Source organism: Enterobacter sp. BWH64 (assembly GCF_001037645.1).
GTDB lineage: Bacteria > Pseudomonadota > Gammaproteobacteria > Enterobacterales > Enterobacteriaceae > Enterobacter > Enterobacter hormaechei_C.
Map to the genome: position 1 here is coordinate 1,318,419 of NZ_KQ089922.1, position 26,282 is coordinate 1,344,700.

Annotated in this window: 25 protein-coding genes; 8 read left to right on the top strand and 17 right to left on the bottom strand. The window is 53.0% G+C overall.

Annotated features, from left to right (window positions below; translation table 11 throughout):
- The first annotated feature begins 294 nt into the window (after positions 1-294).
- Together acnB and yacL are read left to right on the top strand one after the other, a co-directional pair.
- The gene (acnB, locus tag SK50_RS06250; RefSeq protein ID WP_017383766.1) at positions 295-2,892 is read left to right on the top strand and encodes a bifunctional aconitate hydratase 2/2-methylisocitrate dehydratase; all 2,598 of its coding nucleotides are present in this window, start codon (positions 295-297) and stop codon (positions 2,890-2,892) included.
- A gap of 212 nt (positions 2,893-3,104) precedes the next feature.
- Positions 3,105-3,467 (top strand): protein YacL, encoded by a 363-nt coding sequence (gene yacL / locus SK50_RS06255; protein WP_015572693.1) that lies wholly within the window; start codon positions 3,105-3,107, stop codon positions 3,465-3,467.
- A 31-nt stretch (positions 3,468-3,498) separates the two neighbouring features.
- Here yacL and speD read toward each other — a convergent pair whose 3' ends face one another.
- The 3 genes from speD to SK50_RS06270 form a co-directional block, all read right to left on the bottom strand.
- Positions 3,499-4,293, bottom strand: a complete 795-nt coding sequence (gene speD / locus SK50_RS06260; RefSeq protein ID WP_017694500.1) for an adenosylmethionine decarboxylase — start codon at positions 4,291-4,293, stop codon at positions 3,499-3,501.
- Complete coding sequence (speE, locus tag SK50_RS06265) at positions 4,294-5,163, bottom strand: polyamine aminopropyltransferase (protein WP_015572694.1); 870 nt, start codon at positions 5,161-5,163, stop codon at positions 4,294-4,296.
- Positions 5,164-5,264: 101 nt separating this feature from the next.
- Complete coding sequence (locus SK50_RS06270; protein ID WP_003856306.1) at positions 5,265-5,612, bottom strand: YacC family pilotin-like protein; 348 nt, start codon at positions 5,610-5,612, stop codon at positions 5,265-5,267.
- Positions 5,613-5,757: 145 nt separating this feature from the next.
- Between SK50_RS06270 and cueO the strand changes: the two genes are divergently transcribed.
- The gene (gene cueO, locus SK50_RS06275; protein ID WP_045344470.1) at positions 5,758-7,317 is read left to right on the top strand and encodes a multicopper oxidase CueO; all 1,560 of its coding nucleotides are present in this window, start codon (positions 5,758-5,760) and stop codon (positions 7,315-7,317) included.
- An 86-nt stretch (positions 7,318-7,403) separates the two neighbouring features.
- Here cueO and SK50_RS06280 read toward each other — a convergent pair whose 3' ends face one another.
- Entirely contained in the window at positions 7,404-9,794 is a 2,391-nt protein-coding gene (locus SK50_RS06280; RefSeq protein WP_048229202.1) for a glucose/quinate/shikimate family membrane-bound PQQ-dependent dehydrogenase, read from the bottom strand.
- A 206-nt stretch (positions 9,795-10,000) separates the two neighbouring features.
- Between SK50_RS06280 and hpt the strand changes: the two genes are divergently transcribed.
- Entirely contained in the window at positions 10,001-10,537 is a 537-nt protein-coding gene (gene hpt / locus SK50_RS06285) for a hypoxanthine phosphoribosyltransferase (RefSeq protein WP_003856303.1), read from the top strand.
- 64 nt (positions 10,538-10,601) lie between these two features.
- On the opposite strand, the gene can is transcribed toward hpt, so the two are convergent.
- Positions 10,602-11,264 carry a carbonate dehydratase gene (can, locus tag SK50_RS06290; RefSeq protein ID WP_003856301.1) on the bottom strand — a complete coding sequence of 221 codons (663 nt, stop codon included), beginning with the start codon at positions 11,262-11,264 and terminating at the stop codon, positions 10,602-10,604.
- A 107-nt stretch (positions 11,265-11,371) separates the two neighbouring features.
- On the opposite strand from can, the gene SK50_RS06295 reads away from it, so the two are divergent.
- From SK50_RS06295 to SK50_RS06310, 4 genes are all read left to right on the top strand, one after another.
- The gene (locus SK50_RS06295) at positions 11,372-12,298 is read left to right on the top strand and encodes an ABC transporter ATP-binding protein (RefSeq protein ID WP_017383763.1); all 927 of its coding nucleotides are present in this window, start codon (positions 11,372-11,374) and stop codon (positions 12,296-12,298) included.
- Positions 12,295-13,065, top strand: coding sequence for an ABC transporter permease (locus SK50_RS06300; protein ID WP_006810078.1), 771 nt, complete (start codon positions 12,295-12,297; stop codon positions 13,063-13,065). The genes SK50_RS06295 and SK50_RS06300 overlap by 4 nt, the downstream gene beginning before the upstream one ends.
- Before the next feature lie 105 nt (positions 13,066-13,170).
- Positions 13,171-13,611, top strand: coding sequence for a PTS sugar transporter subunit IIA (locus SK50_RS06305; protein ID WP_048229206.1), 441 nt, complete (start codon positions 13,171-13,173; stop codon positions 13,609-13,611).
- A 63-nt stretch (positions 13,612-13,674) separates the two neighbouring features.
- Positions 13,675-14,922, top strand: a complete 1,248-nt coding sequence (locus tag SK50_RS06310; protein ID WP_032103194.1) for a polysaccharide deacetylase family protein — start codon at positions 13,675-13,677, stop codon at positions 14,920-14,922.
- 1 nt (position 14,923) lies between these two features.
- Here SK50_RS06310 and SK50_RS06315 read toward each other — a convergent pair whose 3' ends face one another.
- The 12 genes from SK50_RS06315 to pcnB form a co-directional block, all read right to left on the bottom strand.
- Positions 14,924-16,000 (bottom strand): fimbrial protein StkG, encoded by a 1,077-nt coding sequence (locus SK50_RS06315; protein ID WP_045350060.1) that lies wholly within the window; start codon positions 15,998-16,000, stop codon positions 14,924-14,926.
- A gap of 11 nt (positions 16,001-16,011) precedes the next feature.
- Positions 16,012-16,620: a fimbrial-like protein gene (locus SK50_RS06320; protein ID WP_032103196.1), complete on the bottom strand. Its 609-nt coding sequence runs from the start codon at positions 16,618-16,620 to the stop codon at positions 16,012-16,014.
- 14 nt (positions 16,621-16,634) lie between these two features.
- Complete coding sequence (locus tag SK50_RS06325; RefSeq protein ID WP_015572702.1) at positions 16,635-17,198, bottom strand: fimbrial protein; 564 nt, start codon at positions 17,196-17,198, stop codon at positions 16,635-16,637.
- 26 nt (positions 17,199-17,224) lie between these two features.
- Positions 17,225-17,800, bottom strand: coding sequence for a fimbrial protein (locus SK50_RS06330; RefSeq protein ID WP_045344472.1), 576 nt, complete (start codon positions 17,798-17,800; stop codon positions 17,225-17,227).
- A 28-nt stretch (positions 17,801-17,828) separates the two neighbouring features.
- Complete coding sequence (locus tag SK50_RS06335) at positions 17,829-20,420, bottom strand: outer membrane usher protein (protein WP_045344473.1); 2,592 nt, start codon at positions 20,418-20,420, stop codon at positions 17,829-17,831.
- Positions 20,421-20,501: 81 nt separating this feature from the next.
- Entirely contained in the window at positions 20,502-21,245 is a 744-nt protein-coding gene (locus tag SK50_RS06340) for a fimbrial chaperone (RefSeq protein ID WP_015572704.1), read from the bottom strand.
- 81 nt (positions 21,246-21,326) lie between these two features.
- Positions 21,327-21,935: a fimbrial protein gene (locus SK50_RS06345; RefSeq protein ID WP_017383757.1), complete on the bottom strand. Its 609-nt coding sequence runs from the start codon at positions 21,933-21,935 to the stop codon at positions 21,327-21,329.
- A 277-nt stretch (positions 21,936-22,212) separates the two neighbouring features.
- On the bottom strand, positions 22,213-22,593 hold the full coding sequence (panD, locus tag SK50_RS06350) for an aspartate 1-decarboxylase (RefSeq protein WP_003856284.1): 381 nt from the start codon (positions 22,591-22,593) through the stop codon (positions 22,213-22,215).
- Positions 22,594-22,625: 32 nt separating this feature from the next.
- Positions 22,626-23,477, bottom strand: coding sequence for a pantoate--beta-alanine ligase (panC, locus tag SK50_RS06355; protein WP_003856282.1), 852 nt, complete (start codon positions 23,475-23,477; stop codon positions 22,626-22,628).
- 11 nt (positions 23,478-23,488) lie between these two features.
- Positions 23,489-24,280 carry a 3-methyl-2-oxobutanoate hydroxymethyltransferase gene (gene panB / locus SK50_RS06360; protein ID WP_015572705.1) on the bottom strand — a complete coding sequence of 264 codons (792 nt, stop codon included), beginning with the start codon at positions 24,278-24,280 and terminating at the stop codon, positions 23,489-23,491.
- A 123-nt stretch (positions 24,281-24,403) separates the two neighbouring features.
- Positions 24,404-24,883, bottom strand: coding sequence for a 2-amino-4-hydroxy-6-hydroxymethyldihydropteridine diphosphokinase (gene folK / locus SK50_RS06365; protein WP_045344474.1), 480 nt, complete (start codon positions 24,881-24,883; stop codon positions 24,404-24,406).
- Positions 24,880-26,277 carry a polynucleotide adenylyltransferase PcnB gene (gene pcnB / locus SK50_RS06370; protein WP_026080645.1) on the bottom strand — a complete coding sequence of 466 codons (1,398 nt, stop codon included), beginning with the start codon at positions 26,275-26,277 and terminating at the stop codon, positions 24,880-24,882. The genes folK and pcnB overlap by 4 nt, the downstream gene beginning before the upstream one ends.
- Positions 26,278-26,282: the final 5 nt, after the last annotated feature.

The following is a 26,282-nucleotide window of genomic DNA, read 5'->3' on the forward strand; positions in this document are numbered from 1 at the left end:
GCTGAGCAGGCGACGGACATTCAGAAGGCCGCTCTTGCGAGCGGCCAGCAGCTAGTTGCCGGGGTGGCGACAAACTTACGGAACTGCTTTCGGGCCCGGTGACGGGGTGCTATACCATGCTTAACGATTCAGCAAATTTTTTAATGTTGCTTTTTTGTAAACAGATTAACACTGTGCAGAAATCCTGCTATGCTGCCCGACGCGGTATCGGGCATTTACCCTACAAACTGCTGTCTCACAGGAGCGTGAAGAGAACGCCCGCCGCATATGACAATGAGAGCGAGGAGAACCGTCGTGCTAGAAGAATACCGTAAGCACGTAGCAGAACGTGCCGCCGAGGGAATTGTACCCAAACCGTTAGATGCAACCCAAATGGCCGCGCTCGTCGAGCTGCTGAAGAACCCGCCTGAGGGCGAAGAAGAATTCCTGTTAGATCTGCTGATCAACCGTGTACCGCCTGGCGTAGATGAAGCTGCCTACGTAAAAGCCGGATTCCTTGCCGCCGTTGCCAAAGGCGAAGCCACCTCCCCACTGGTTACTCCTGAAAAAGCGATTGAACTGCTCGGCACCATGCAGGGCGGCTATAACATTCATCCGCTGATTGACGCGCTGGATAACGACAAGCTGGCGCCAATTGCTGCCAAAGCGCTCTCTTCAACGCTGCTGATGTTCGATAACTTCTACGATGTGGAAGAAAAAGCCAAAGCAGGCAACGTTTACGCGAAGCAGGTGATGCAGTCCTGGGCCGATGCCGAATGGTTCCTGAACCGCCCTCAGCTTGCTGAAAAAATTACCGTTACCGTCTTTAAAGTGACCGGTGAAACCAACACCGATGACCTTTCTCCGGCGCCGGATGCATGGTCTCGCCCGGATATCCCACTGCACGCCCTGGCGATGCTGAAAAACGCCCGTGAAGGCATTGAGCCGGATCAGCCAGGCGTGGTTGGCCCGATCAAACAGATCGAAGCCCTGCAACAAAAAGGTTTCCCGCTGGCTTACGTCGGTGACGTGGTTGGTACCGGTTCTTCCCGTAAATCCGCCACCAACTCCGTGCTGTGGTTCATGGGCGACGACATTCCGCACGTGCCGAACAAGCGCGGCGGCGGCCTGTGCCTCGGCGGCAAAATTGCGCCAATCTTCTTCAACACCATGGAAGATGCGGGCGCGCTGCCAATTGAAGTGGACGTGAGCAACCTGAACATGGGCGACGTGATTGACGTTTACCCGTATAAAGGCGAAGTGCGCAACCACGAAACCAACGAACTGCTGGCCAGCTTCGAACTGAAAACCGACGTGCTGATCGACGAAGTGCGTGCCGGTGGCCGTATTCCGCTGATCATCGGCCGTGGCCTGACCACCAAAGCGCGTGAAGCGCTGGGTCTGCCGCACAGTGACGTATTCCGTCAGGCGAAAGACGTGGCCGAGAGCAACCGCGGTTACTCTCTGGCGCAGAAAATGGTGGGTCGCGCCTGCGGCGTCACTGGTATCCGTCCTGGCGCGTACTGCGAACCGAAAATGACCTCCGTGGGGTCTCAGGACACCACTGGCCCAATGACCCGTGATGAACTGAAAGACCTGGCGTGCCTGGGCTTCTCTTCCGATCTGGTGATGCAATCCTTCTGCCACACCGCGGCGTATCCGAAGCCGGTTGACGTAACCACGCACCACACGCTGCCAGACTTCATTATGAACCGTGGCGGTGTCTCCCTGCGTCCGGGCGACGGCGTTATCCACTCCTGGCTGAACCGCATGCTGCTGCCGGATACCGTCGGTACCGGCGGTGACTCCCATACCCGATTCCCAATCGGGATCTCCTTCCCGGCGGGTTCCGGTCTGGTGGCGTTTGCCGCAGCGACCGGCGTGATGCCGCTGGACATGCCGGAATCGGTGCTGGTGCGCTTCAAAGGCAAAATGCAACCGGGCATTACCCTGCGCGATCTGGTGCACGCGATCCCGCTGTATGCCATCAAACAGGGTCTGCTGACCGTTGAGAAGAAAGGCAAGAAAAACATCTTCTCTGGCCGCATTCTGGAAATTGAAGGTCTGCCGGATCTGAAAGTTGAGCAGGCGTTCGAACTGACCGATGCCTCTGCCGAGCGTTCTGCGGCGGGCTGTACCATCAAGCTGAACAAAGAGCCGATCATTGAGTATCTGACCTCCAACATCGTGCTGCTGAAGTGGATGATTGCGGAAGGCTACGGCGACCGTCGTACGCTGGAGCGTCGTATTCAGGGCATGGAAAAATGGCTGGCGGATCCGCAGCTGCTGGAAGCCGATGCAGACGCAGAGTACGCGGCGGTGATTGAGATCGATCTGGCGGATATCAAAGAGCCAATCCTGTGTGCGCCTAACGATCCGGACGATGCGCGTCTGCTCTCTGACGTGCAGGGCGATAAGATCGACGAAGTGTTCATCGGCTCCTGTATGACCAACATCGGCCACTTCCGTGCGGCCGGTAAGCTGCTGGATACCCACAAAGGCCAGCTGCCGACCCGTCTGTGGGTGGCGCCGCCAACCCGTATGGACGCGGCACAGCTGACCGAAGAGGGTTACTACAGCGTGTTTGGTAAGAGCGGGGCGCGTATCGAAATCCCTGGCTGTTCCCTGTGTATGGGCAACCAGGCGCGCGTGGCCGACGGTGCGACGGTGGTTTCCACCTCAACCCGTAACTTCCCGAACCGTTTAGGTACCGGGGCGAACGTTTACCTGGCCTCTGCGGAGCTGGCGGCGGTTGCGGCGCTGATTGGCAAACTGCCAACGCCGGAAGAGTACCAGACCTTTGTGGCTCAGGTAGATAAGACGGCGGTGGATACTTATCGTTATCTGAACTTCGACCAGCTCTCTCAGTACACCGAGAAGGCTGACGGGGTGATCTTCCAGACCGCAGTATAAATGCTACCCTCCCCCGTGGGAGAGGGGCTGGGGGTGAGGGCACCAGACCGCTCCGCACCTGACCCATTGCCCGGTGGCGCTACGCTTACCGGGCCTACAAAACCCATCGCAACGTCGGTGGGTTTTTTATTTTCATTCCTCCCACCTCTCCCGCTTTTTTTCTTCCTCTCTGCTGCGATAATTACCCTAATGGCTTTGCAGAGGAAAACGCTATGGATTACGAATTTTTGCGCGACATCACCGGCGTGGTGAAAGTGCGAATGTCGATGGGGCACGAAGCCGTTGGACACTGGTTTAACGAAGAGGTGAAAGAGAACCTCGCGCTGCTGGATGAAGTCGAACAGGCGGCGGAAACGGTGAAAGGCAGTGAACGCTCCTGGCAACGCGCCGGGCACGAATACACGCTGTGGATGGATGGCGAAGAGGTGATGGTGCGCGCCAACCAACTTGAGTTCTCGGGTGATGAGATGGAAGAGGGGATGAGCTACTACGACGAAGAGAGCCTGTCGCTTTGCGGCGTGGAAGACTTCCTGAGCGTGTTGAACGCCTACCGCGATTTTATGCAACAGAAGTAATTCCCCGAAGCGTCCCTGCTCCGGATCACGTTTACACGGTCGGAATGTTACGGCCGTAGTAAATTTCGCGCATCTCTTTCCAGAGCAGGTCGGTAATGACCTTACGCTCTTCGTCACTTAAATCTTCCGGCCTGGTATGGAACATATAGTGCTTAAGATCGAACTCTTTAAGCATCATCTTGGTATGGAAGATATTCTCCTGATAGACGTTCACATCCATCATGTCGTACAGCGACTTCATGTCCTCGGACATGAAGTTCTGAATGGAGTTGATCTCATGATCAATGAAGTGCTTCATGCCGTTGATATCACGGGTAAAACCACGCACGCGATAATCAATAGTGACGATATCGGATTCCAGCTGGTGGATTAAATAATTCAACGCATTCAGCGGTGAAATCACGCCGCAGGTCGACACTTCAATATCCGCGCGGAAGGTACACAGCCCGCCTTCCGGGTGGCTTTCCGGGTAGGTGTGCACGCAGATGTGGCTTTTATCCAGGTGGGCGACTACCACTTCCGGCAGCGGGCCGGGGTGCTCGGTTTTGTCGATAAGCTTCGGGTCAACCGGCTCTTCACTCACCAGAATGGTGACGCTCGCACCCTGAGGCTCATAATCCTGGCGCGCGATATTCAGGATGTTCGCGCCGATAATCGAGCAGGTCTCTGTCAGGATCTCGGTCAGACGGTTGGCGTTGTAGAGTTCATCGATATAGGCGATGTAACCATCGCGCTCTTCTGCTGTTTTGGCGTAGCAGATATCGTAAATACAAAAACTCAGGCTTTTGGTCAGATTGTTAAAGCCATGCAGTTTAAGCTTTTTCAATTAGTTCACCTCCTTTGAGGACAGCGCGTCTTGCAGATATTGAGGCAACGCAAAGGCTGCGGTGTGGATCGCCGGGTTGTAGTACCGGCACTGGAGTCCGGCCTGGTGGAAGCGGGCCTGCACGATCTCGGTAGAAAGATGGCGCAGTACGTCGTTATCCGTCGCCCAGGCAAAGGTCATGATCCCACCGTAGTAAGTGGGGATCGCCGCCTGGTAGAAGCTGACGTCAGCAAAATAGGTGCTCAGCTTACGGTGGCTATCAAGTGCTTCATCCTGTTGCAGGAAGCAAACGCCGTTTTGCGCCACAAAAATTCCGCCAGGCTTCAGGCAGCGCTTGCAGCCTTCGTAAAACGACGAGGTAAACAGCGACGCGCCCGGACCGATAGGGTCGGTACAGTCAGAGATAATGACATCAAACGTTTGCGTGGTCTGGTTAACAAAATTGACGCCATCGTCGATAACCAGATTAAACCGCGGATCGTCATAGCTGCCGGCATTATGGTTGGGCAGATACTGGCGGCAGAACGACACCACACCGGCGTCGATTTCCACCATGGTGATGGTTTCGACATTCTGATGGCGAGAGACTTCACGCAGCATCGCGCCGTCGCCGCCGCCGATAATCAGCACGTCCTTCGCGTGGCCGTGGGCCAGCAGCGGGACGTGGGTCATCATTTCGTGATAGATAAACTCGTCGCGCTCGGTGGTTTGCACCACGCCGTCCAGCGCCATCACGCGGCCAAAGGCGGCGTTTTCGAAGATTATCAAATCCTGATGATCGGTTTTCTCATGATAGAGCACGTTATCCACGGCAAAATACTGACCAAACTGGTCATGCAGCGTTTCTTGCCATACCGTTTTTTCGGTCATGGGGAGCACCTCCTTCGTTAACATCCATTACATCCGGCAGATGGGCGCAACACAACACCGCCGTGAGGCGGTAAGCGGGTCAACAAGGGGCGTCGGGAAGGTTACTTCACGTAGGCGAGCAGGCTGAGTGAATCGCGAGCCAGCGCTTTGCATTTTTTAGCAGTGGGAATGCCAATACCGCTTAAATCACGGTAGCTGTCTTCACCGAGCGCCTTCATGTCGAAGCTGTCGTAGTTGCTGAGGTCCCATTGGTTCTGCTGGGCAAAAAAGACCAGTGCGCGACGAATTTGCCCATTGGGTAAATTCTGGTAACCACAATCGTTTTTCAGAAAAACAAAAACTGCCGTCAGATCGGCCATATCTTCCGCTTCGTTTTCACTTAGCGCGTAACTGTTCGCACACATCGCCATCAGGCTGGCGAACAAAATTGTTCTGAAAAACGTCTTCATTGCCTTTACCACTGCATCACGGAAAATTAACGTTAGCATACTTGATGCCAGGCCGACGATCTTTATTATTGCCGCCGTGCTTGACCTTCCGGTAAGGGGAGGGTTTATGCTCAAAAGATCGCCTGCTGGAAATAAGGAAATGCACATGCAACGTCGTGATTTTTTAAAATTTTCTGCCGCGCTGGGGGTTGCCAGCGCGTTACCTCTCTGGAGCCGCGCCGTTTTTGCCGCCGACAGACCGGCTTTACCCATTCCTGAATTACTCGCCGCAGATGCCCGGAGCCGCATTCAGCTTGTGGTGCAGGCCGGTAAAACCACGTTCGGTCAGCACGCCGCCACGACGTGGGGCTATAACGGCAATCTGCTCGGCCCGGCGTTGCAGTTACGCAAAGGGAAGGCGGTGACCGTAGACATTCATAACACGCTTGCGGAAGAGACCACGCTGCACTGGCACGGGCTGGAAGTCCCGGGCGAAGTGGATGGAGGGCCTCAGGGCATTATCAGGCCTGGTGGTAAACGCAGCGTAACCTTTACTCCGGAACAACGCGCGGCGACCTGCTGGTTCCACCCGCATCAGCATGGCAAAACGGGCCATCAGGTGGCGATGGGGCTGGCCGGCCTGGTGCTGATTGAAGACGATGAAAGCCGCCTGCTGCGCCTGCCAAAACAGTGGGGAATCGACGATGTCCCGGTGATTGTGCAGGACAAAAAATTCAACGCTGACGGGCAAATTGACTATCAGCTGGACGTAATGAGCGCGGCGGTAGGCTGGTTTGGCGATACACTCCTGACCAACGGCGCGATCTACCCGCAGCATGCCGCGCCAAAAGGCTGGCTGCGCTTACGTCTGCTTAACGGCTGTAACGCCCGCTCGCTGAACTTCGCCACCAGCGATAAACGCCCGCTTTACGTGGTGGCAAGCGACGGCGGCCTGCTGCCGGAGCCGGTGAAGGTGAGCGAGCTGCCGATGCTGATGGGGGAGCGCTTCGAGGTGCTGGTGGACATCAGCGATGGCAAAGCGTTTGACCTGGTGACCCTGCCGGTCAGCCAGATGGGGATGGCCGTTGCGCCGTTTGATAAGCCGCATCCGGTCCTGCGCATTCAGCCGCTACAGATCACCGCCTCCGGTACGCTGCCGGAGACCCTCACCACGCTGCCAGCACTCCCGTCGCTGGACGGGCTTACGCAGCGTAAACTTCAGCTTTCTATGGACCCGATGCTAGACATGATGGGCATGCAGGCGCTGATGAAGAAGTACGGCAATCAGGCCATGGCGGGAATGCATCACGGCCAGATGATGGGCCATATGAATATGGACCACGGTAAAATGGGCGGCATGGATCACGGCGGCCATGGTTTCGATTTCCACAACGCCAACCGCATCAACGGCAAAGCGTTCGATATGAACACGCCCATGTTCGCCGCCATGAAAGGGCAGTTTGAACGCTGGGTGATTTCAGGCGAAGGCGACATGATGCTGCACCCGTTCCATATCCACGGCACGCAGTTCCGTATTCTGTCTGAAAATGGTAAAGCACCGGAGGCGCATCGTGCGGGCTGGAAAGATACGGTGAGAGTGGAAGGCGGCGTCAGCGAGGTGCTGGTGAAGTTTGACCACGAGGCGCCGAAAGAGTTTGCCTATATGGCCCACTGTCATCTGCTGGAGCATGAAGATACGGGGATGATGCTCGGTTTTACCGTATAAAAAAAGCCGGGTGGCGGCTTCGCCTTACCCGGCCTACATAGGGCACCCGTAGGCCCGGTAAGCGTTAGCGCCACCGGGCTTTTTCGTTACTTAGCGTCGTCAGGCAGTGCATACGCGACAATATAGTCGCCCATCTTCGTGCCAAACGAACCGTGACCACCCGCAGAGATGACAACGTACTGCTTGCCATTCACTTCATAGGTCATCGGCGTTGCCTGTCCACCGGCTGGCAGACGGCCTTGCCACAGTTTCTCACCGTTGGTCATGTTGTACGCGCGCAGGTAGTTATCTGCGGTTGCCGCGATGAACAGCACGTTACCGGCGGTGGAGATTGGGCCACCCAGCATTGGCATACCCATAATGAAAGGCACTGGAACAGGCATCGGGAACGGCATGCTGTCCTGTGGCGTACCAATACGTTTCTTCCAGACGATCTTGTTGGTCTTCAGATCCAGACCGGAGATGTAACCCCAGGCAGGCTGTTTACACGGCAGACCAAACGGAGACAGGAACGGATTCAGGGTCACACCATAAGGAACGCCATACTGTGGCTGGATACCGGCTTCGGTACCGCTGCCTTTCGCATCTTTCGGCTGCTCCATTGGGTTACCCGGACCACGAGGGATCAGGCGGGAAACGAACGGCAGCGCCATTGGGTTAGCGATGGCGACCTGACGGTTAGGGTCAACGGAGATCCCACCCCATTCGAACATCCCCAGGTTACCCGGGAAGACCAGCGTACCCTGCTCTGACGGCGGGGTGAAAATCCCTTCGTAGCGCAGCTGGTGGAACATCACGCGGCATACCAGCTGGTCAAACATGGTGGCACCCCACATGTCTGCACCGCTGAGATCTTTCTTCGGACGGAAGCTCAGGTCAGAGAACGGCTGCGTTTTGGTGACGTAGTCGCCTTTGGCCGCACCCTGCGGAACCGGTTTTTCCGGCGCAGGAACAACCAGCTTACCGTTGCTACGATCAAGCACGAAGATGTTACCGGTTTTCGCCGGGGCGTAAATCACCGGTACGGTTTTACCGTTAACGGTAATGTCCGCCAGCGTCGGCTGGGACGGCATATCCATATCCCACAGATCGTGGTGAACGGTCTGGTAGCTCCATGCCAGTTTACCGGTCGTTGCGTTCAGCGCCACGATGGAGCTGGCGTAACGTTCCTGCTCCGGCGTACGGTTACCGCCCCAGATATCCGGCGTGGTCACGCCCATCGGCAGATAGACCAGGTCCAGCTTCGCGTCATACGCTGCCGGTGCCCAGGAGTTCGGTGAGTTAAAGGTAAAGGTGTGTTCATCCGATGGGATCGCGTTAGGATCTTTCGCGCCCGGGTCGAAGGCCCACAGCAGTTTACCGGTGTTCACGTCGAAACCACGGATAACGCCGGAGGTTTCACGGGTAGAGAAGTTATCCGTTACCGAACCGGCAATCACGATGGTTTTATCGGTGATGATTGGCGGGGAGGTCGGCTCATACAGGCCCGGCGTGGTGTCCGGCATGTTGGTCTGAAGATTCAGAATGCCTTTATTGGCGAAGGTTTCGCACAGCTTGCCGGTCTCAGCGTTAATGGCAAACAGGCGGCCATCGTTCACCGGCAGCATAATGCGGCGAGGACAGTCGGCAATGACTTCCGGGCTGGCATTATCGGCGCGCGCTTCGTGGTAAGAGACGCCGCGGCAGGTAATGTGCTGGAACGACGGGTTGGAGTTCAGCTGTGGATCAAAGTGCCATTTCTCTTTACCGGTAGCCGCGTCGAGCGCGAACAGACGCTGGTGCGCCGTACACAGGTAGAGCATGTTGCCCACTTTAATCGGGGTCACTTCGTTGGTCAGCTCACCCGGATCGTTTGGCATCTTCAGGTCGCCGGTACGGAATACCCAGGCTTCCTTCAGGTTTTTCACGTTGTCCGCGTTGATCTGCTTCAGCGGGGAGTAGCGTTGACCTTCCTGGTTACGACCATAAGCAGGCCAGTCACCGTCCGCCACCTGCGAAATAGCCGCAGCCGGCGTGGATTCCGCGTTCAGCGTACCGTTGATCTCCTGCGGGTCGTTAAAACCGGCCCAGGTCAGGATGCCGCCACTAATCAGCAGGGCAACGACCAGACCGGCCACGGCGCCACTGGAAGGGACGATCAGACGACGCCAGACAAACGGCAGGATCAGCCAGATACCGAAGAAGACCAGAATGTCGCTGCGCGGCGTCAACGCCCAGAAGTCGAACCCGACTTCCCAGACGCCCCAGATCATGGTTGCGAGCAGTAACGCTGCGTACAGCCACAGAGCAGATTGTTTTCTGCGTAAAAGCAGGACGGTTACGCCAACCATAACCAGACCCGCAATCGGGTAGTACCAGGAGCCGCCAATCGCGACCAGCCATACGCCACCGATTAACAAATACAGCGCGCAGAATGCGGCAAACGCGGCTGTTAATGTCACCAGTAGACGCGGCTGTTTAGTTTTTGTTTCAGCCATAGAAAAGTACTCGTCAGTTTTGTTAATTATTTGCTAGCAATTAATTATAGGTATTAACAACTGTGATCGGAATCACAAATATTGCTTTTTATAACTCATACGCCAGGCTTATCCATTTACTGGTATAATGGCTGGCTTGCGTATCGATGCCGGAGCGAGAGTCATCCGCATTGAGAGATTTTCACTAAAATCATTTGGTTAGTAATATGAAACATACTGTTGAAGTGATGATCCCGGAAGCCGAGATCAAAGCGCGTATCGCCGAACTGGGTCGTCAAATCACCGAACATTACAAGGACAGCGGCAGCGAAATGGTGCTGGTCGGTCTGTTGCGTGGCTCTTTCATGTTCATGGCAGACCTGTGCCGTGAAGTGCAGGTGCCGCACGAGGTCGATTTTATGACCGCCTCCAGCTACGGCAGCGGCATGTCCACAACCCGTGATGTGAAAATCCTGAAAGATCTGGATGAAGATATTCGTGGCAAAGATGTGTTGATTGTTGAGGACATCATCGACTCCGGCAACACGCTCTCTAAAGTGCGTGAGATCCTGAGCCTGCGTGAACCAAAATCACTGGCGATTTGTACTCTGCTGGATAAGCCTGAGCGCCGTGAAGTGCAGGTGCCGGTGGAGTTCGTTGGTTTCTCCATCCCGGACGAATTCGTGGTGGGTTACGGCATTGATTACGCGCAGCGTTATCGCCATCTGCCGTATGTTGGGAAAGTAGTGATTCTGGACGAATAATTGCGGGCTGATGCCCTCACCCCAGCCCTCTCCCACAGGGAGAGGGTGAAAACCCCCGGCTTTGTTATTTATGGTTAACGTGCTTAAGCTTGAGGTTGGCAATTCCCGAGCGGTAACGCTGTTCCAGCGTTTCGCGGTTGGTGGCGGTCACTTCCAGATTGCGTAGCAGGCCGTCGTGAATACCGTACGCCCAGCCGTGGATGGAGACCTTCTGTCCGCGTTTCCAGGCAGACTGCATAATCGTCGAGTGGCCTAGGTTATAGACCTGCTCCATCACGTTCAGCTCACACAGCGTGTCGAGACGGCGCTCCTGCGGCATTTCGCCCAGCAGTGAGCTATGTTTGAACCAGATATCACGGATGTGCAGCAGCCAGTTATCGATTAACCCCAGCTCTGTATTTTCGACCGCCGCCTGTACGCCGCCGCAGCCGTAGTGGCCACAAATAATGATGTGCTCAACCTCCAGAACGTCAACGGCATACTGAACAACCGAAAGGCAGTTGAGATCGGTATGAATAACGAGGTTAGCAACATTGCGGTGAACAAACAGTTCGCCCGGTTCAAGACCGGTCAGACGTTCGGCGGGGACGCGGCTGTCGGAACATCCAATCCAGAGAAAGCGCGGGTTCTGCGCCTGTGCCAGTTTTCCAAAAAATCCGGGGTCTTCCTCCACCAGCATTTTTGACCATAGTGCATTGTTGCTGATGAGTGTATCTATGTCGTTCATGGAGGTTAGCGACCTGTAACCAAGTGATTGCGTTGCGCTACTATAGGGTAACCCGACTTTTAATGAAACCACACAACGAGTGTCAGAACTTAAGGTAAGTTGAATTCATGGCGATTGCACTGGAGCTTGAACAGCTCAAAAAAACCTACCCGGGGGGCGTCCAGGCGCTGCGCGGGATAGATCTTAAAGTCGAAGCGGGAGATTTCTACGCGCTTCTGGGGCCGAACGGGGCGGGAAAATCGACCACCATCGGGATTATCAGCTCGCTGGTCAATAAAACGTCTGGTCGCGTTAGCGTGTTTGGCTACGACCTGCAAAAAGACGTGGTCAACGCCAAGCGCCAGCTGGGGCTGGTGCCGCAGGAGTTCAACTTCAACCCGTTTGAGACGGTACAGCAGATTGTTGTTAACCAGGCGGGTTACTATGGCGTTGAGCGCAAAGAAGCGCTGGAGCGCAGCGAAAAGTACCTGAAACAGCTTGATCTGTGGGAGAAGCGTAACGAGCGCGCGCGGATGTTGTCCGGGGGGATGAAGCGCCGCCTGATGATTGCTCGCGCGCTGATGCACGAGCCAAAGCTGCTCATTCTTGATGAACCGACCGCTGGCGTGGATATTGAACTGCGTCGTTCCATGTGGGGCTTCCTGAAGGATCTGAACGACAAAGGCACCACCATCATCCTGACCACACACTACCTGGAAGAGGCAGAGATGCTGTGCCGCAACATCGGCATCATTCAGCACGGCGAGCTGGTGGAAAACACCTCGATGAAGAACCTGCTCTCCAAGCTGAAATCAGAAACCTTTATTCTCGACCTGGCGGCGAAAAGCGCCCTGCCGAAGCTGGAGGGGTATAACTATCGCCTGGTCGATACCTCGACGCTGGAGGTAGAAGTGCTGCGCGAGCAGGGAATCAACAGCGTGTTCTCCCAGCTGAGCGCGCAGGGCGTTCAGGTATTAAGCATGCGTAACAAAGCGAACCGACTGGAAGAGCTGTTTGTCTCTCTGGTGCACGATAAACAAGGAGACAAGGCATGACGCATCTTTACTGGGTCGCGCTGAAAAGCATCTGGGCGAAAGAGATTAACCGCTTTATGCGCATCTGGGTGCAAACCCTGGTGCCGCCGGTGATCACCATGACGCTCTACTTCATCATTTTCGGCAACCTGATTGGCTCCCGCATTGGTGAGATGCACGGCTTTACCTATATGCAGTTTATCGTGCCGGGCCTGATCATGATGGCAGTGATCACCAACGCTTACGCGAACGTGGCGTCCTCATTCTTCAGCGCCAAGTTCCAGCGCAACATTGAAGAGCTGCTGGTGGCGCCAGTGCCGACGCACGTCATTATCGCCGGTTACGTGGGCGGCGGCGTGGCGCGCGGGCTGTGCGTGGGTATTCTGGTGACGGCGATTTCGCTGTTCTTCGTGCCGTTCCAGGTGCACTCGTGGCTGTTCGTGGCGCTCACGCTATTGCTGACGGCGATCCTGTTCTCACTGGCTGGCTTGCTGAACGCCGTGTTCGCCAAAACGTTCGATGACATCAGCCTGATCCCGACCTTCGTGCTGACGCCGCTAACCTATCTGGGCGGGGTGTTCTACTCCCTGACGCTGCTGCCGCCGTTCTGGCAGGCGCTGTCGCACCTGAACCCGATTGTCTATATGATCAGCGGCTTCCGCTTTGGTTTCCTCGGCATTACCGATGTCCCGCTGTTCACCACCGTTGTGGTGCTGGCGGTATTTATCGTGGCGTTCTATCTGCTGTGCTGGTATCTGATCCAGCGTGGACGTGGGCTGCGTAGCTAATCTTCTGCCCGGCGACGTTCTGTTTGCCGGGCACTTTCTTTGACAGTTATCACCGTAAACTAACCTTCACCTGGATAAACTACTCGCCTGCTAAGGAGAGACGTTATGCTGGGATGGGTTATCACCTGCCACGATGAAGAGGCACAGGAAATGCTCCTGAAGCTGGAGGCCCGATTTGGCCCTCTGGCGCAATGTCGTGCGGTAAATTACTGGCGAGGGCTGAGCACCAATATGCTAAGCCGGATGATGTGCGACGCGCTGCATGAAACCGACACCGGTGATGGCGTGATTTTTCTCACCGACAGATCGGGCGCGGCGCCTTACCGTTTAGCGGCGTTAATGAGCCATAAGCATGATAACTGTGAAGTAATCTCCGGTATCAGCCTGCCTTTACTCGAAGCGATGTATCCGCTGCGCGCAACGTTGAGCAGCGCTGAGTTTCGTCACGCCATTGTGGCGCAGGGCTCGCCGGGCGTGAGCAGCCTGTGGCACCAGCAGCAGAAGAATCCGCCTTTCGTTCTGCTTCACGATCTGTATAAGCATTAAACATTGGTATTGATGTCGCTTTTGGTACAATGGCGACTGATTATCCGTATCGATTTATATCCCATGTTCATGCGCGTTATCTTTATCCTTCTGCTACTGGTCTCCGGTGGTGCGTCTGCCAGCCTGACCAGTCAGCAAGGCCTTCCTGCCCAATATATGCAAACCACCGAAGATGCGGCCATCTGGGCGCAGGTGGGAAATGCCGTCGTGAACGTGGGCAATGTCCGCGCCGGGCAGATCCTCGCCGTCTTTCCGGCCGCGGCGGATTACTATGAATTTCGTTTCGGATTCGGTACGGGGTTTATTGATAAAGAGCACCTGGAAAAAGTGCAGGGTAAGCAACGCGTTGAGGACAGTCTGGGCGATCTGAACAAGCCGCTCAGCAATCAAAACCTCATCACCTGGAAAGACACGCCGGTGTATAACGCCCCCAGCAGCGGAAGCGCGCCCTTTGGCACCTTAAGCGCCAATCTTCGCTATCCGATTCTGAATAAGCTGAAAGATCGCCTGAACCAGACCTGGTTTCAAATTCGCATCGGCAATCGTCTGGCGTGGATCAGCAGCCTGGATGCACAGGAAGATAACGGACTGCCGGTTCTGACCTACCACCATATCCTGCGTGATGAAGAGAACACCCGTTTTCGACATACCTCCACGACAACCAGCGTACGTGCGTTTAATAATCAGATGGCCTGGTTACGCGATCAAGGCTATACCACGCTGACAATGTACCAGCTTGAAGGGTACGTGCGTAACAAGATGAACCTCCCCGCGAAAGCGGTGGTGATCACTTTTGATGATGGCCTGAAATCGGTGAGCCGCTACGCGTATCCGGTGCTGAAAGAGTATGGCTTCAACGCGACGGCGTTTATTATTTCATCCCGAATCAAAGGTCACCCTCAGAAGTGGGATCCCCGATCGCTACAGTTTATGAGCGTTCAGGAAATTAAGGCTATTCAGGATGTGTTCGACATTCAGTCTCACACCCACTTCCTGCATCGCGTAGATGGGTATAAACACCCCATCTTATTGAGCCGCAGCTATCACGTGATCCTGTTCGATTTTGAACGCTCACGGCGTGCACTGGCGCAGTTCAACCCGCGCGTGCTGTATGTTTCGTACCCGTTTGGCGGGTATGACAATAAAGCGATTAAAGCCGCGAATGATGCCGGTTTTCATCTGGCAGTGACAACGGTGAAGGGGAAGGTGAAGCCGGGGGATAATCCGTTCTTACTGAAGCGACTGTATATTCTGAGAACGGATTCGCTGGAGACAATGTCGCGGCTGATCAGCAATCAGCCGCAGGGGTAGGTTATTCGTACGTGGTCTGAATGGTCACGGTGGTACCGAAAACACCGACGGTTACCGGATCGCTACCGGTTTTGACCAACCTGGCCCAAAGTGATCTGTCAATAATACTAACAGGATCCCCAACAACCTCTCCTATAGCAATGACACGTTGGTAACTGTCTGCCGGCACGGGGTAATGATCATTTTCAGAATCCGTAATCATGACGCCGACGCCTCCTGCCGCAGTAACACCACCAGTATTCTCGACGGTATTGGTAAAATATTTTTTATCTGCGGTGGTATGTGTGGAGGATAACGTATAGTAAACAGCGGTTGTATTTACACATGTACCCGTAACATGGAACTCGACTTTGCTGGTATTCCCGTTTTCGACTTCTGCGGGATACCAGTCACCAAGATTTACCGTTGTGGGCGCACGTAAGACACAGGTCGGGCGATTTAAAGGCATGCTAAATGACATCTCGCTCATGTTCACATGGGGACGAGGGTGATCGGATGTCTTCGGATCGCTTGGATCGCCCAGAATGATCTGACCAATCGGGCCTGCACCGGCCGTTAAAAAATTAACATCCGAAGGAACACCCTGAAATCCATTGGTTTGATAGATTTCCATGCGCACATGCCAGGTTTTTTCGTCAAGCAACTCTTCGTGATCGTCATTAGGTGCGGTCATATACCAGGACCCTGCGTTGGGCGGGAACCACGCGGTGACGCCGTTACCATCGGGATACATCGCCAGGGTATAGACAATACCCGGAATATTCGTCCGGAAGGTGGCTTTGTTATCTATGTAGCCTGCCAGCATTGAGTTGTCGGTAATCTGATAGGTGTTTTCACCGTCATTTCCCCCAGCACAGTGAGATTTTAACGCAGGCGTTGTTTCCATAATGATCGTATTACTGATCTGTATGGGAGTTGTTACTGTGCCCACAGGCAGAGGAGTGATAACTGGTTGTGCACCTGGAGACATAATCTGCAAGTCATCATTACCGTAAAATTTGCACTCCTCGAAATTAGCCCGTGCTGCGCCAGACAGCCCGAACGCTGCGAACGCTAATATAGTGAGGTATTTTTTCATCCTAAATCCCTTTATTCGTAGCTGACATTAACCAGAACATTACTTATCACAGCGCCGCTGGTGATCGTTCCAATATTCTGATAACGTGCGTAAAAGCCATAATCCTTTATATAGTTCTCACTACTTCCACTGACATCGTAAATAACGTTTGATGTCCCGTCGCTGTTCAGGACGTTAGTTTTGAACGTATCTGAAAAAATAACGATACCCACATTTTCAGCCGCACCGGCTGTGGCATCGTTTTTAAACACCTGGTTGTGATTACTCCAGAAACCATTTTGCGGAGCAAAACTAAATTTTAGTTTGTTAATCGTTGCGCCTTCTGTACTGCTCGCATAGCAGTCATCTACGTGGATGGTAAAAGGCGTTCCAGCTTCATCATCGTTTGGCGATAAACGATCGCTCTTGTCGCTGTTATAAAACCAGTCTCGTGACACGGTCGGCAAAGTGATCTCTCCGCCGTTTTCGACGCTTAGCCGACAGGTATTATTAACGATGTTTGCTGTCAGGTTTACATCCATACCTGAACCTGCCTGGCTTACGCCAGGCAGAGTGCTACCAGCCAGACCGATAAGCAACACAAGACCGGGCTGGTGTAAATTAAACGGTGATTGTTGCATAATGGTTCCTGGAATTATTGATAGGTGACTGTGAAGGTTACTGGCGCAGTAACGGCACCTGTGCCAACATCGGCAATATTTCTGTCTTTCGCAATCACAATGCGTGAGTTCATCGGGAATTCCCCTACACCGTCAGCAATGGTGACCTCCTGTGCCGCCGGAGGCCTTTTGCAACTCAACATTACGCCAGTATCTACAACTCCTGACCAGATTTCGAAGCCTGTTGCTAACCCAGCAGAATAAGAATCTCCGTCCGTTTTCGGACCCGAGCATCCCCCACCTGCACCACTCGCTGCGGCTACCGTTGCCTTAGTTACACCAGAGCAGTTTGTAAAGGCAATTTTTAACGGCTCGACACGAGTCTTATTTACCAGATCGGTTTTATATACGTCGCCAAACGCAATTTCAGTGGACGCAGTTCCTGCACCGTTAAGCACTTTTGCTGTACACGTGCCCGAGACTATTTTTGATTTTATCGTTAATTTAACACTGTCAGTACCTGTAATTGCTGCGTTTGCCATTCCCGAATACAGAAGTGCAGAAACGGACAGGGCGATAAAAGTAGATTTAAATTTCATAATGTTGCTCCGTTTTCCTGCACCAATTACTCGTAGCTAAATTCAAAAGTCGCAGTAGCCTCAAAATCACCAACTGTCATGCTATTAACTTTGGTTTCACGTATTGTGGCTACTAAAGGAACTTCTTTATTCTGGATTTCTGTTGCACTCCAGACCAGTCGCTTAGCATCATCGTAAGAGTTGATGATAAACGGGGCCTCCGGTGCGCTGGCTCTGGCTATTTCAACAGCAGAGTAGTCTGCGCCTCCATCGGCTTTTGGTTTTTGGTTAACAAGGCCGCTAAGCAAATAACCCGATTGGTTTCCTTTTACCGTGGCTTTCAGTGAGGTCAGAGAGGCCGGGCACTCAACAATCACAATTTTGAAATTGGCATTTGCGGTGCCAGCTTTGACATCGTCGAGACGCACCTGGCCGCCGTTACCAATGAGCAGTGTTTGATCCGTATCGGAACCCGTACCGCCCATCAGTTTCATATCACAAGTGGTTTCACGGATATTGGCCGTAAAGTTAACATCGAGATTCGTGCCCTCGGCGAGCGCCGAACCTGATAACGCCAGCATCGTTACGGCAACGACTGACAGGCTATAAAGATTTTTTTTCATACAAACTCTCGTCTATTTTCCCGAATAATTACATCTGGCACACTTGATTGCTGAGCACCGTTGTAAGTCCTACTTTTTGAGCATGTGATGAGACGTTATAATGCACGTCACATTTACTGTCTTTATCGCTTCCCCAGACAACATGAAGCGTGCCTTCATCCTCAACGCCGCGGACATAGGCTTGCCCCGCCTGTCCCACGGTGCCAATAGATTCATTTTTTTCATTTAAAACATCAGCGCCTAAAGGAATAAATCCGTTATCGGTGCGCTTAAGTTCTAAAATTAATGAACGACCTTCATCGGTTGCAAAATCAACCAGCACAACGGAACCACTGCGGGGAACCGTAATTTCACTGGTGTTTTTAATTTCAACGTCGTTTTCCAGCGTGCTGATATCAAGGTATACGCGGTTTTCACGGTAGGCAGACATATAAGGCAGAATGCCATAGCCGGAACTGCCTATTTCGCTGTTACCAAAGCCGATACCGGCGCCTTTCGCACCACTCGCTTTGACCAGTGCCAGCGCATCGTTGTCACCAATACTCCCTGGCGCAAATGCAATACCTCCTGAATGGATGACCATGCCACCGTTATAGGAGGCAGAATATTGTTTACTGTTGTCATCACCAAAAGAGGCAGATAAACCCAGCGGGCCATATTCACTGTTATAGGACCCGTAGCCGCTTATCTGATTCAGGTCACCATAATTACCACTGTTTGACGAGGCGCTAACGGAATAACTCACCTTATTATCTTGCGTATTTCCACCCGCGGACGTGTTAAAGCTTGTGCCGCCTTTAAGGTCGGAACGTAATCCCATATTGATGTTCGAGAATCCACCGGCATTCCCTCTATCTTTTGAGAATACACTTAATGGAATGCTTAGGCTTAAATAAACGCTGTCGTCTTTCTTGCCGTTCTGATCATAGGTTCGCTGTAATGACAAGCTGTAGCTGCCGTAGGTGAAGCTATTGTTATACCCAATATTGTAATTGGAAGTAGAGCCCGTCGCGTTCCAGTAATCCTGCCAGGTGCCGCTTACATACAGGGAGCCAAAATTGTCTTCTCCGGAGGTCAGCGGTTGGTTAAGACTAATTTGCACCTGGTTTTTGGTGCGCTGATAGTCTGCATATAGCGCTTCGTTTGAGTCATAGCTACGGTTTGAGTACTTCTGGTGCCTAATACTGTCCTGAAGTTGCGCCGCATCGTTAAGCGTCAGGTAGTCTTCCGTCGAGAAACGATAAGCCGCAACGTTAAAGGAAGTATTCGTCGACTCAATCATTTTGCTGTAGGTTAAACGATAACTTTGCCCGCTTAATTTATCCAGCCCCTCAATATCTGCATAAGATTGCGTAACGTCGAATGCAAACGCACCAACAGGGGTGTTCATTGCCACGCCGAGAATACCGGCATAAAAATCCATGTCGGTATATTGCGCGCCAATATAACCCGTGAACGTATTATTCAGGCCATAGTAAAGTGTACCGTAACCCACTTTAGGCGCATCAATCAGTGAATCGTCATTTAACTCACCTAAACCGACGTCCCAGCGAGAGGCTCCCGGACGGAGCATCTGCGTGACGGATGAAAAGGGTACGGTAAAGGAGCGTTTGCTGCCATCAGCTTCTTCAATCGTTACCAGTAAATCATTTCCGTAACCTGTGGTACTCAGGTCGTTTATTTCAAACGCGCCTGGTGGCACCGAGGTTTCATAAATCTTATTGCCGCTCTGCGTGACGCTGACCTTCGCGTTACTGTTCGCGACACCCCGAATGACAGGCGCGTAGCCTGTGGACCCCATTGGCAACATGCGATCGTCACTGTACATGCGTGCGCCGCGAAGGCTCATAGAGTTAAATGCCTCGCCACGCGTGTAAGAGTCGCCGATGACAAACTGAGCACTCAATGGTGTAATATCGCGCTGCAAATAGACATCCTGACTGGAGTATTTTGTGCCGCTATCTTTGTCCCAGTTAAAATTGCCACGCGAGCGCAGGCGCCATGGCCCCATATTCAGACCATAGCGTAACCCTACATATGCACTTTCTGATGTACTGCCGTTGTTCTCGCTACGCCAGCCGTTCATGTCATAAGAGAGCAGAGCGGAAGGAATCCCGTTATCCCACAACGATGGATCGACATAGCCCGCCGGGCGTTTCAGCACATAAATCTGGGGAAAATTAAAATCCATAGCCTGCTTGCCACTGTCATAGCTAACCGTAGCGCCAGCGAAAGATTTTTTAATATCGACGCAGGTTTCATCGTCTTCCGGTCCGTCAGGCAATGTGCTGGTGTCGACACCCGATTGTGACAGCAGCAGTTTTGTTATGCACGGGGTCGCACGAGGTGTTCCGTTATCTTTAAACGTGACCTCCACGGTGGACTTCAGTTTACCGTTCAGGTTGATCTTAGTGCGATAGGTCCCCGGTAAAACCGGGTTGCCATGTGAAAAACGATTAATATCAATATTAGCGCTGCCATTTAAAAGAAATTGATCGTTAAACTCGACCTCTTCTTCATTATCAGGCAGATCTTTTGCTGGCGTGATATTTTCTGCACAGGCATAAAAAGGCAATGCTGCACTTATCGTAAGACATAAAAGAGAACGTTTAAATAACATGGCACATCCACTTAATCAGTGCAGAGAGGGTCCTCTCCACAGAGTTAATGCTATTAATTATTATATGTATTAAAGGGTGCTCTATTTTAGTCCCGCTTCGTGATGGTCTGTGCCGCCATAGTCATTAATAGAATCAAACTCTACTTTACCATTTACGGCAGAAGCTAAACCTTTAACCGTCATTGTGGTATCACTGAACGGTGGAACGGCCTTATGATCAACGTCGTATGTTTTTTGACTGGCTTTAATGGTTACCGCCGAAACGGAGACGTTATACGGTGAATTATTATGGGCAACAAGCTTAACCGCGTTTCCTTCTTTTTTCTGCGTCCATGTCAAATGCTCAGCTGCTTCACCTGCCGAGCCTTTTAACCCGTCAGGACGGTAAAAGAATTTAATACGTGTTCTGAATGCCAGCTGAAGCTGGTTAAGATTCTCTTTATCCGCAGCTTTTGATTTTGGTGGAATCTCCAGGACATTGAACCAGAAAAGCGATTCACGATCCTGTGGTAAAGGTGTACCTGTGTAGGTAATACGTACGGATTGGCCTTTTTTCGGGTCAATACGGGATACTGGAGGGGTAATGATAAAAGGAAGCTTTAACTCTTCCGGATTTACGCCATCACGCCCATCATCAAGCCAGGTTTGAACCAAAAGCGGTTTGGTTCCATGGTTATCGAGATTAACAACAACATCCTTCGATGACTGTGGATAGATAATACGGGTGCCGGAAATAACAATATCCGCACTTGCATTCGATGTGGCCAAAACGGCAGTTGCGAGCAATACGGCTTGAAAACTTTTAATGAAGACTGAATGAGACATTTTTTCCACTTCCTTTTGGAATTACACAAGCAATCCCTCATTCATCATGAAGGATTGCTTAATTTAAAGTTTACGAATCTCTTATTCGTAAATCATGGTGAAGGCAACCTGTGCCTGCACGGTACCAGCAGAAACTGGATTACTTGTTGCATCCCAACCCTGACCCTGGGTGTACGCTACGCGGTAGTACAGGTTTCCTGCGCCAGAAGTTTCATCGATGGTTGCTTTCTGGGAGTTGTTAGTCTGGTCAATTTTGATCTGATCGACAGCTGAGTTACCGTCGTTTGACAGCACCAGGTTAACGTTCTTAGCTGAACCCTGAGCATTGCTTGGTGGAACCAGCAGACCGCCTTCGGTAGAAGAGGAGCCAGCCCAGGAAGAGAACTGTGCAGATGCTTTCTTCACAGTTGCGGTATCACAACCGGTCAGTGAAAGGCTGAATTTCTTTTCACCCAGGGTGCTGGTGCTACCCAGTGCGTTTGCGAAATCACGCACAAATACAGTGTCCAGAGTCACATCAAAATCGTTACCGTTCTGATCGATTTTCTGGTCAAGGGAGACCTGGCAAGTATTGTTAGAAACCATGCCGTGGAAAGTAATAGTGCCGGTGTCAGGATCTGCCGCTACCGCTGAACCCGCAGCCAATACGCTTGCCATAGCAATTGCCAAACCATATTTTTTAGAAATCATTTAAATATCCATATTCGTTGAGTGAATAATAAGTGCCCGTAAATCTTTTATTTGAAATTAAATTTCGTGGCGAATTATATTGTTAATCTCAATGAAATATAGATGTTGTGCGTGATTTAAACTAAATGAATAGTTTAGTAAATTTAAAATTATTTATTATCAATGTGATGGGATTGTCTGGTTGTGCGGGGAGAGTTTGAATATTAATTCTATAAATGCTTTTTAAAGACCCATTCATTTAATAAATGCGCAGGAATGGGTCGTGGGATAAATATTATCAGGCAACCTGTACCGGAATCGCCTTCGCGGTACGTTTCATCTCATTGTCGCCTTCAAAGTAGGCTACTTTTGGCTGCCAGCGACGCGCTTCTTCGTCAGACATCATGACAAAGCTGGCGATAATCACGATATCGCCTACGTCCGCGCAGTGCGCCGCCGCCCCGTTGACGGAGATGATTTTGGACCCGCGCTCAGCGGCAATGGCGTAGGTAGAGAAGCGTTTGCCGTTATTTACGTTCCAGATATCAATGGCTTCGTTTTCGAGAATACCCGCCGCGTCGAGAAAATCCTGGTCGATCGCGCAGGAGCCTTCATAATGCAGGTCGGCCTGAGTGACTTTCACACGGTGAAGCTTACCTTGCAGCATTTTGCGAATCATTACGTTTACCTTTCATCTTCCGGGTAGAAAAACTACGCCAGCTCAACCACTTTGTTATCGATAAGGCGGGCCTGGCCGAGCCATGCCGCCACCAGAATTACCGCACGTTTGCTGGTCTCTGTAAGTGCCAGAAGCGTATCGGCATCCCGAATTTGAACGTCGTCAGCACGAAGACCTTTCTCGTTCAGCGCCTGTTCAGCCAGGGCGATAATCTCTTCTGCTGTTAACTCTTTTGCCAGCAGTTGCTCTGCCATCGTATTCATGACTTTGCTTAAGCCCGGCGCAATTTTACGCTGTTCGGCGGTCAGATAGCCGTTACGGGAACTGAGCGCCAGGCCATCTTTCGCACGCACAATCGGTACGCCGACGATCTCGATGTCGTAGCCCATGTCGGCAACCATTTTGCGGATCAGCGCCAACTGCTGGAAATCTTTCTCGCCAAAGCAGGCGATGTCCGGCTGCACAAGGTTAAACAGCTTGCTGACGATGGTGGAGACGCCACGGAAATGGCCCGGGCGGCTGGCGCCCTCCAGCATGGTCGAAATACCCGGCACGTCGACGTAGGTCGATTCAGTGGTACCCTGGGGATACACATCTGCGGGTGCCGGTGCGAAGACGATATCCGCATGACGTTTTTTGAGCTTCTCGCAATCTTCCTGCAAGGTACGTGGGTAGCGCGCCAGATCGTCTTCGCGATCGAACTGCATCGGGTTAACGAAGATACTGACCACCACGATATCTGCCCGGGCTCTCGCTTCATCGACCAGCTTCATATGGCCGTCGTGCAGGTTGCCCATGGTTGGAACAAGGGCGATACGTTTACCTTCCTGACGCGCCCGACGAATATGCTGACGCAGCAGCGGCAGGGTTTCTATGATTAGCACACCTGGACTCCTTAATGGAAACTGTGTTCTTCGCCCGGATAAACGCCGGACTCAACCTCGGCAATATACTGCCGCACAGCAGCACGCATGTCGCCTGCTTCTGACAGGAAATTTTTAGCAAATTTTGGAATGTGGCCGCCGGTGATCCCGAAGGCGTCGTGCATGACCAGAATCTGGCCATCGGTGACGTTACCCGCGCCGATACCGATCACCGGAATCGACAGCGCCTCAGTGATACGCTTAGCCAGCTCAACCGGCACACACTCCAGCACCAGCAGCTGCGCGCCCGCGGCTTCCAGCGCCACGGCATCATCAAACAGCGTCTGCGCCGCATCGCCTCGGCCCTGCACCTTATATCCGCCAAAGATGTTGACCGACTGCGGCGTCAGCCCCAAATGACCACAAACCGGCACGGCGCGGTCGGTGAGCATTTTCACCGTATCGACCAGCCAGGCGCCGCCTTCGATTTTGACCATATTGGCGCCGGCGCGCATCACTGTCGCCGCATTTTCGAAGGCCTGCTCCGGGGTGGCATACGCCATAAACGGCAGATCGGAAAGCAGCAGGCAGGCGGGGGCACCCCGGCGCACGGCGCGGGTATGGTAAGCAATATCCTCGACCGTGACCGGCAGAGTGGAATCATGTCCTTGTACCGTCATCCCTAACGAGTCTCCGACCAGCATGACGTTGATCCCTTCTTCGGCAAACAGTTTTGCGAAGCTGTAGTCATACGCGGTGATAGTGGCGAAGCGTTTTTTTTCCTGTTTGCATTTCTGCAATAAGGAGATGGTGGTTGGTTTCATACTGTTTCCTGATGGCCCAAAAGCGAATCTTTGCGCATTCTAACAGTAACATTTGAGGGAACAATGATTTTAGGCAATCGATTAACCGCAAATAAGGAATGGTTAATCGATGCGGAGGCGGGATTACCAGCGGGCCGGTTTATCCGCGTTGAGATTTTGCAGAACGGCTTGCAGCGAGGCGCCGTCAGGGAAGGTGAGATCGGGCGCGACTTCAAACAGTGGCCAGAGCATAAACCCACGGTTTTTCATGTCGTAATGCGGAACGGTGAGGCGTTCGGTGTTAATCACCTCGTGACCGAAAAGCATAATATCGAGATCGAGCGTGCGCGGTCCCCAGCGTTCGGCTTTGCGGACACGACCCTGCTGTAGCTCAATACACTGGGTATTATCCAGCAGCGTTTCTGCGTCAAGGGTCGTTTCCAGCACCACGGCGGCGTTCAGATAATCAGGTTGATCCTGCGGGCCGAGCGGCGGCGTACGGTAAAATGAGGACAGCGCGACAATGCGGCTTTGGGGGATCTCTCCCAGGGCCTGCACGGCAGCGTTAACCTGCTCCAGCGGAGAGGCCAGATTGCTGCCGATGGCGATATATGCAAGGGTCATGCCGTACCTTCACGACGCGGTGCGCGCTTGCGCGGGCGACGGTGACGACGGCGCGGTGCCGGTTCATCATCCAGATCCGTAAGCATATCTTTCTGCTCCGGTGGCGCAGAAACCTGAAACTCGCCCCACCACTGCGCCAGGCGCTGTAGTTCCGGGTTCCTTTCCACTTCAGCACGCAGAGAGAGCAGATCGAACGCGGCGCGGAACTTAGGATGCTCCATCAGCTTCCAGGCGCGTTTACCCTGACGGCGGGACATACGCAGCTGAAGCTGCCAGATATCACGCACCAGCGTGGTAATACGTTTCGGGATCGCCAGCGTGCGACAGCCTTCGTCCAGCACGTCGTTTGCCGCCAGCGCGAACGCATCATAATAGGCGAGACCGCTCTCCTGGGTAATGCGCTGCGCCGTTTCCAGCAGCGGATACCAGAACATGGCCGCGAACAGGAACGCCGGATTCACGCGCATATCGTTATGAATACGGGTATCGGTGTTCTTCAGCACCTGCGCAATTATCCGCTCCATTGCGCTGTCACCGTTTTCGGTGAAGTAGCGGGTAATGGTCGGGAACAGCGGCTGGAACAGGTTGTACTCACGCAGCAGGTTGTAGGTTTCAAACCCGTAGCCTGCCTGGAGCAGCTTTAACGACTCCTCAAACAGACGGGCAGGGGGCACGTCGTTGATCAGCGTCGCCAGGCGCGGGATCGGCTCTGCGGTTTCCGGGCTGATACGCATGTTCAGCTTGGCGGCGAAACGCACAGCGCGCAGCATTCGGACCGGATCTTCGCGATAGCGTGTTTCCGGCGTGCCGATCAGGCGAATCAGACCGTCTTTCAGATCCTGCATACCGCCGACGTAATCGCGCACGGTAAAATCCGCCACGCTGTAGTAAAGACTGTTGATGGTGAAATCGCGACGCTGAGCATCTTCTTCAATAGAGCCGAAGATGTTGTCACGCAGCAGCATGCCGTTTTGGCCGCGCTGGGAAGTCGTGCGATCGTTAACGCCCGCTTCGTGGTGACCGCGGAAGGTCGCCACTTCAATAATTTCCGGTCCAAACATCACGTGCGCCAGACGGAAACGGCGGCCAACCAGACGGCAGTTGCGGAATAATTTACGCACCTGCTCAGGCGTGGCGCTGGTCGTCACGTCGAAATCTTTTGGTTTTTTGCCCAGCAGTAAATCGCGCACCCCGCCGCCGACGAGATAGGCCTCGTAGCCTGCTTTATTCAGACGATAGAGCACCTTGAGGGCATTTTCACTGATATCTTTGCGGGAAATATTGTGCTGCTCACGCGGAATGACCGACATGTGTGGCTGTGCAATAGCGTCGTTCGCCATGCTCTCTTCGCGGCTCAGCACTTTACGGCAAAAATTAGCGACTCGGGTAAAAATAGTAC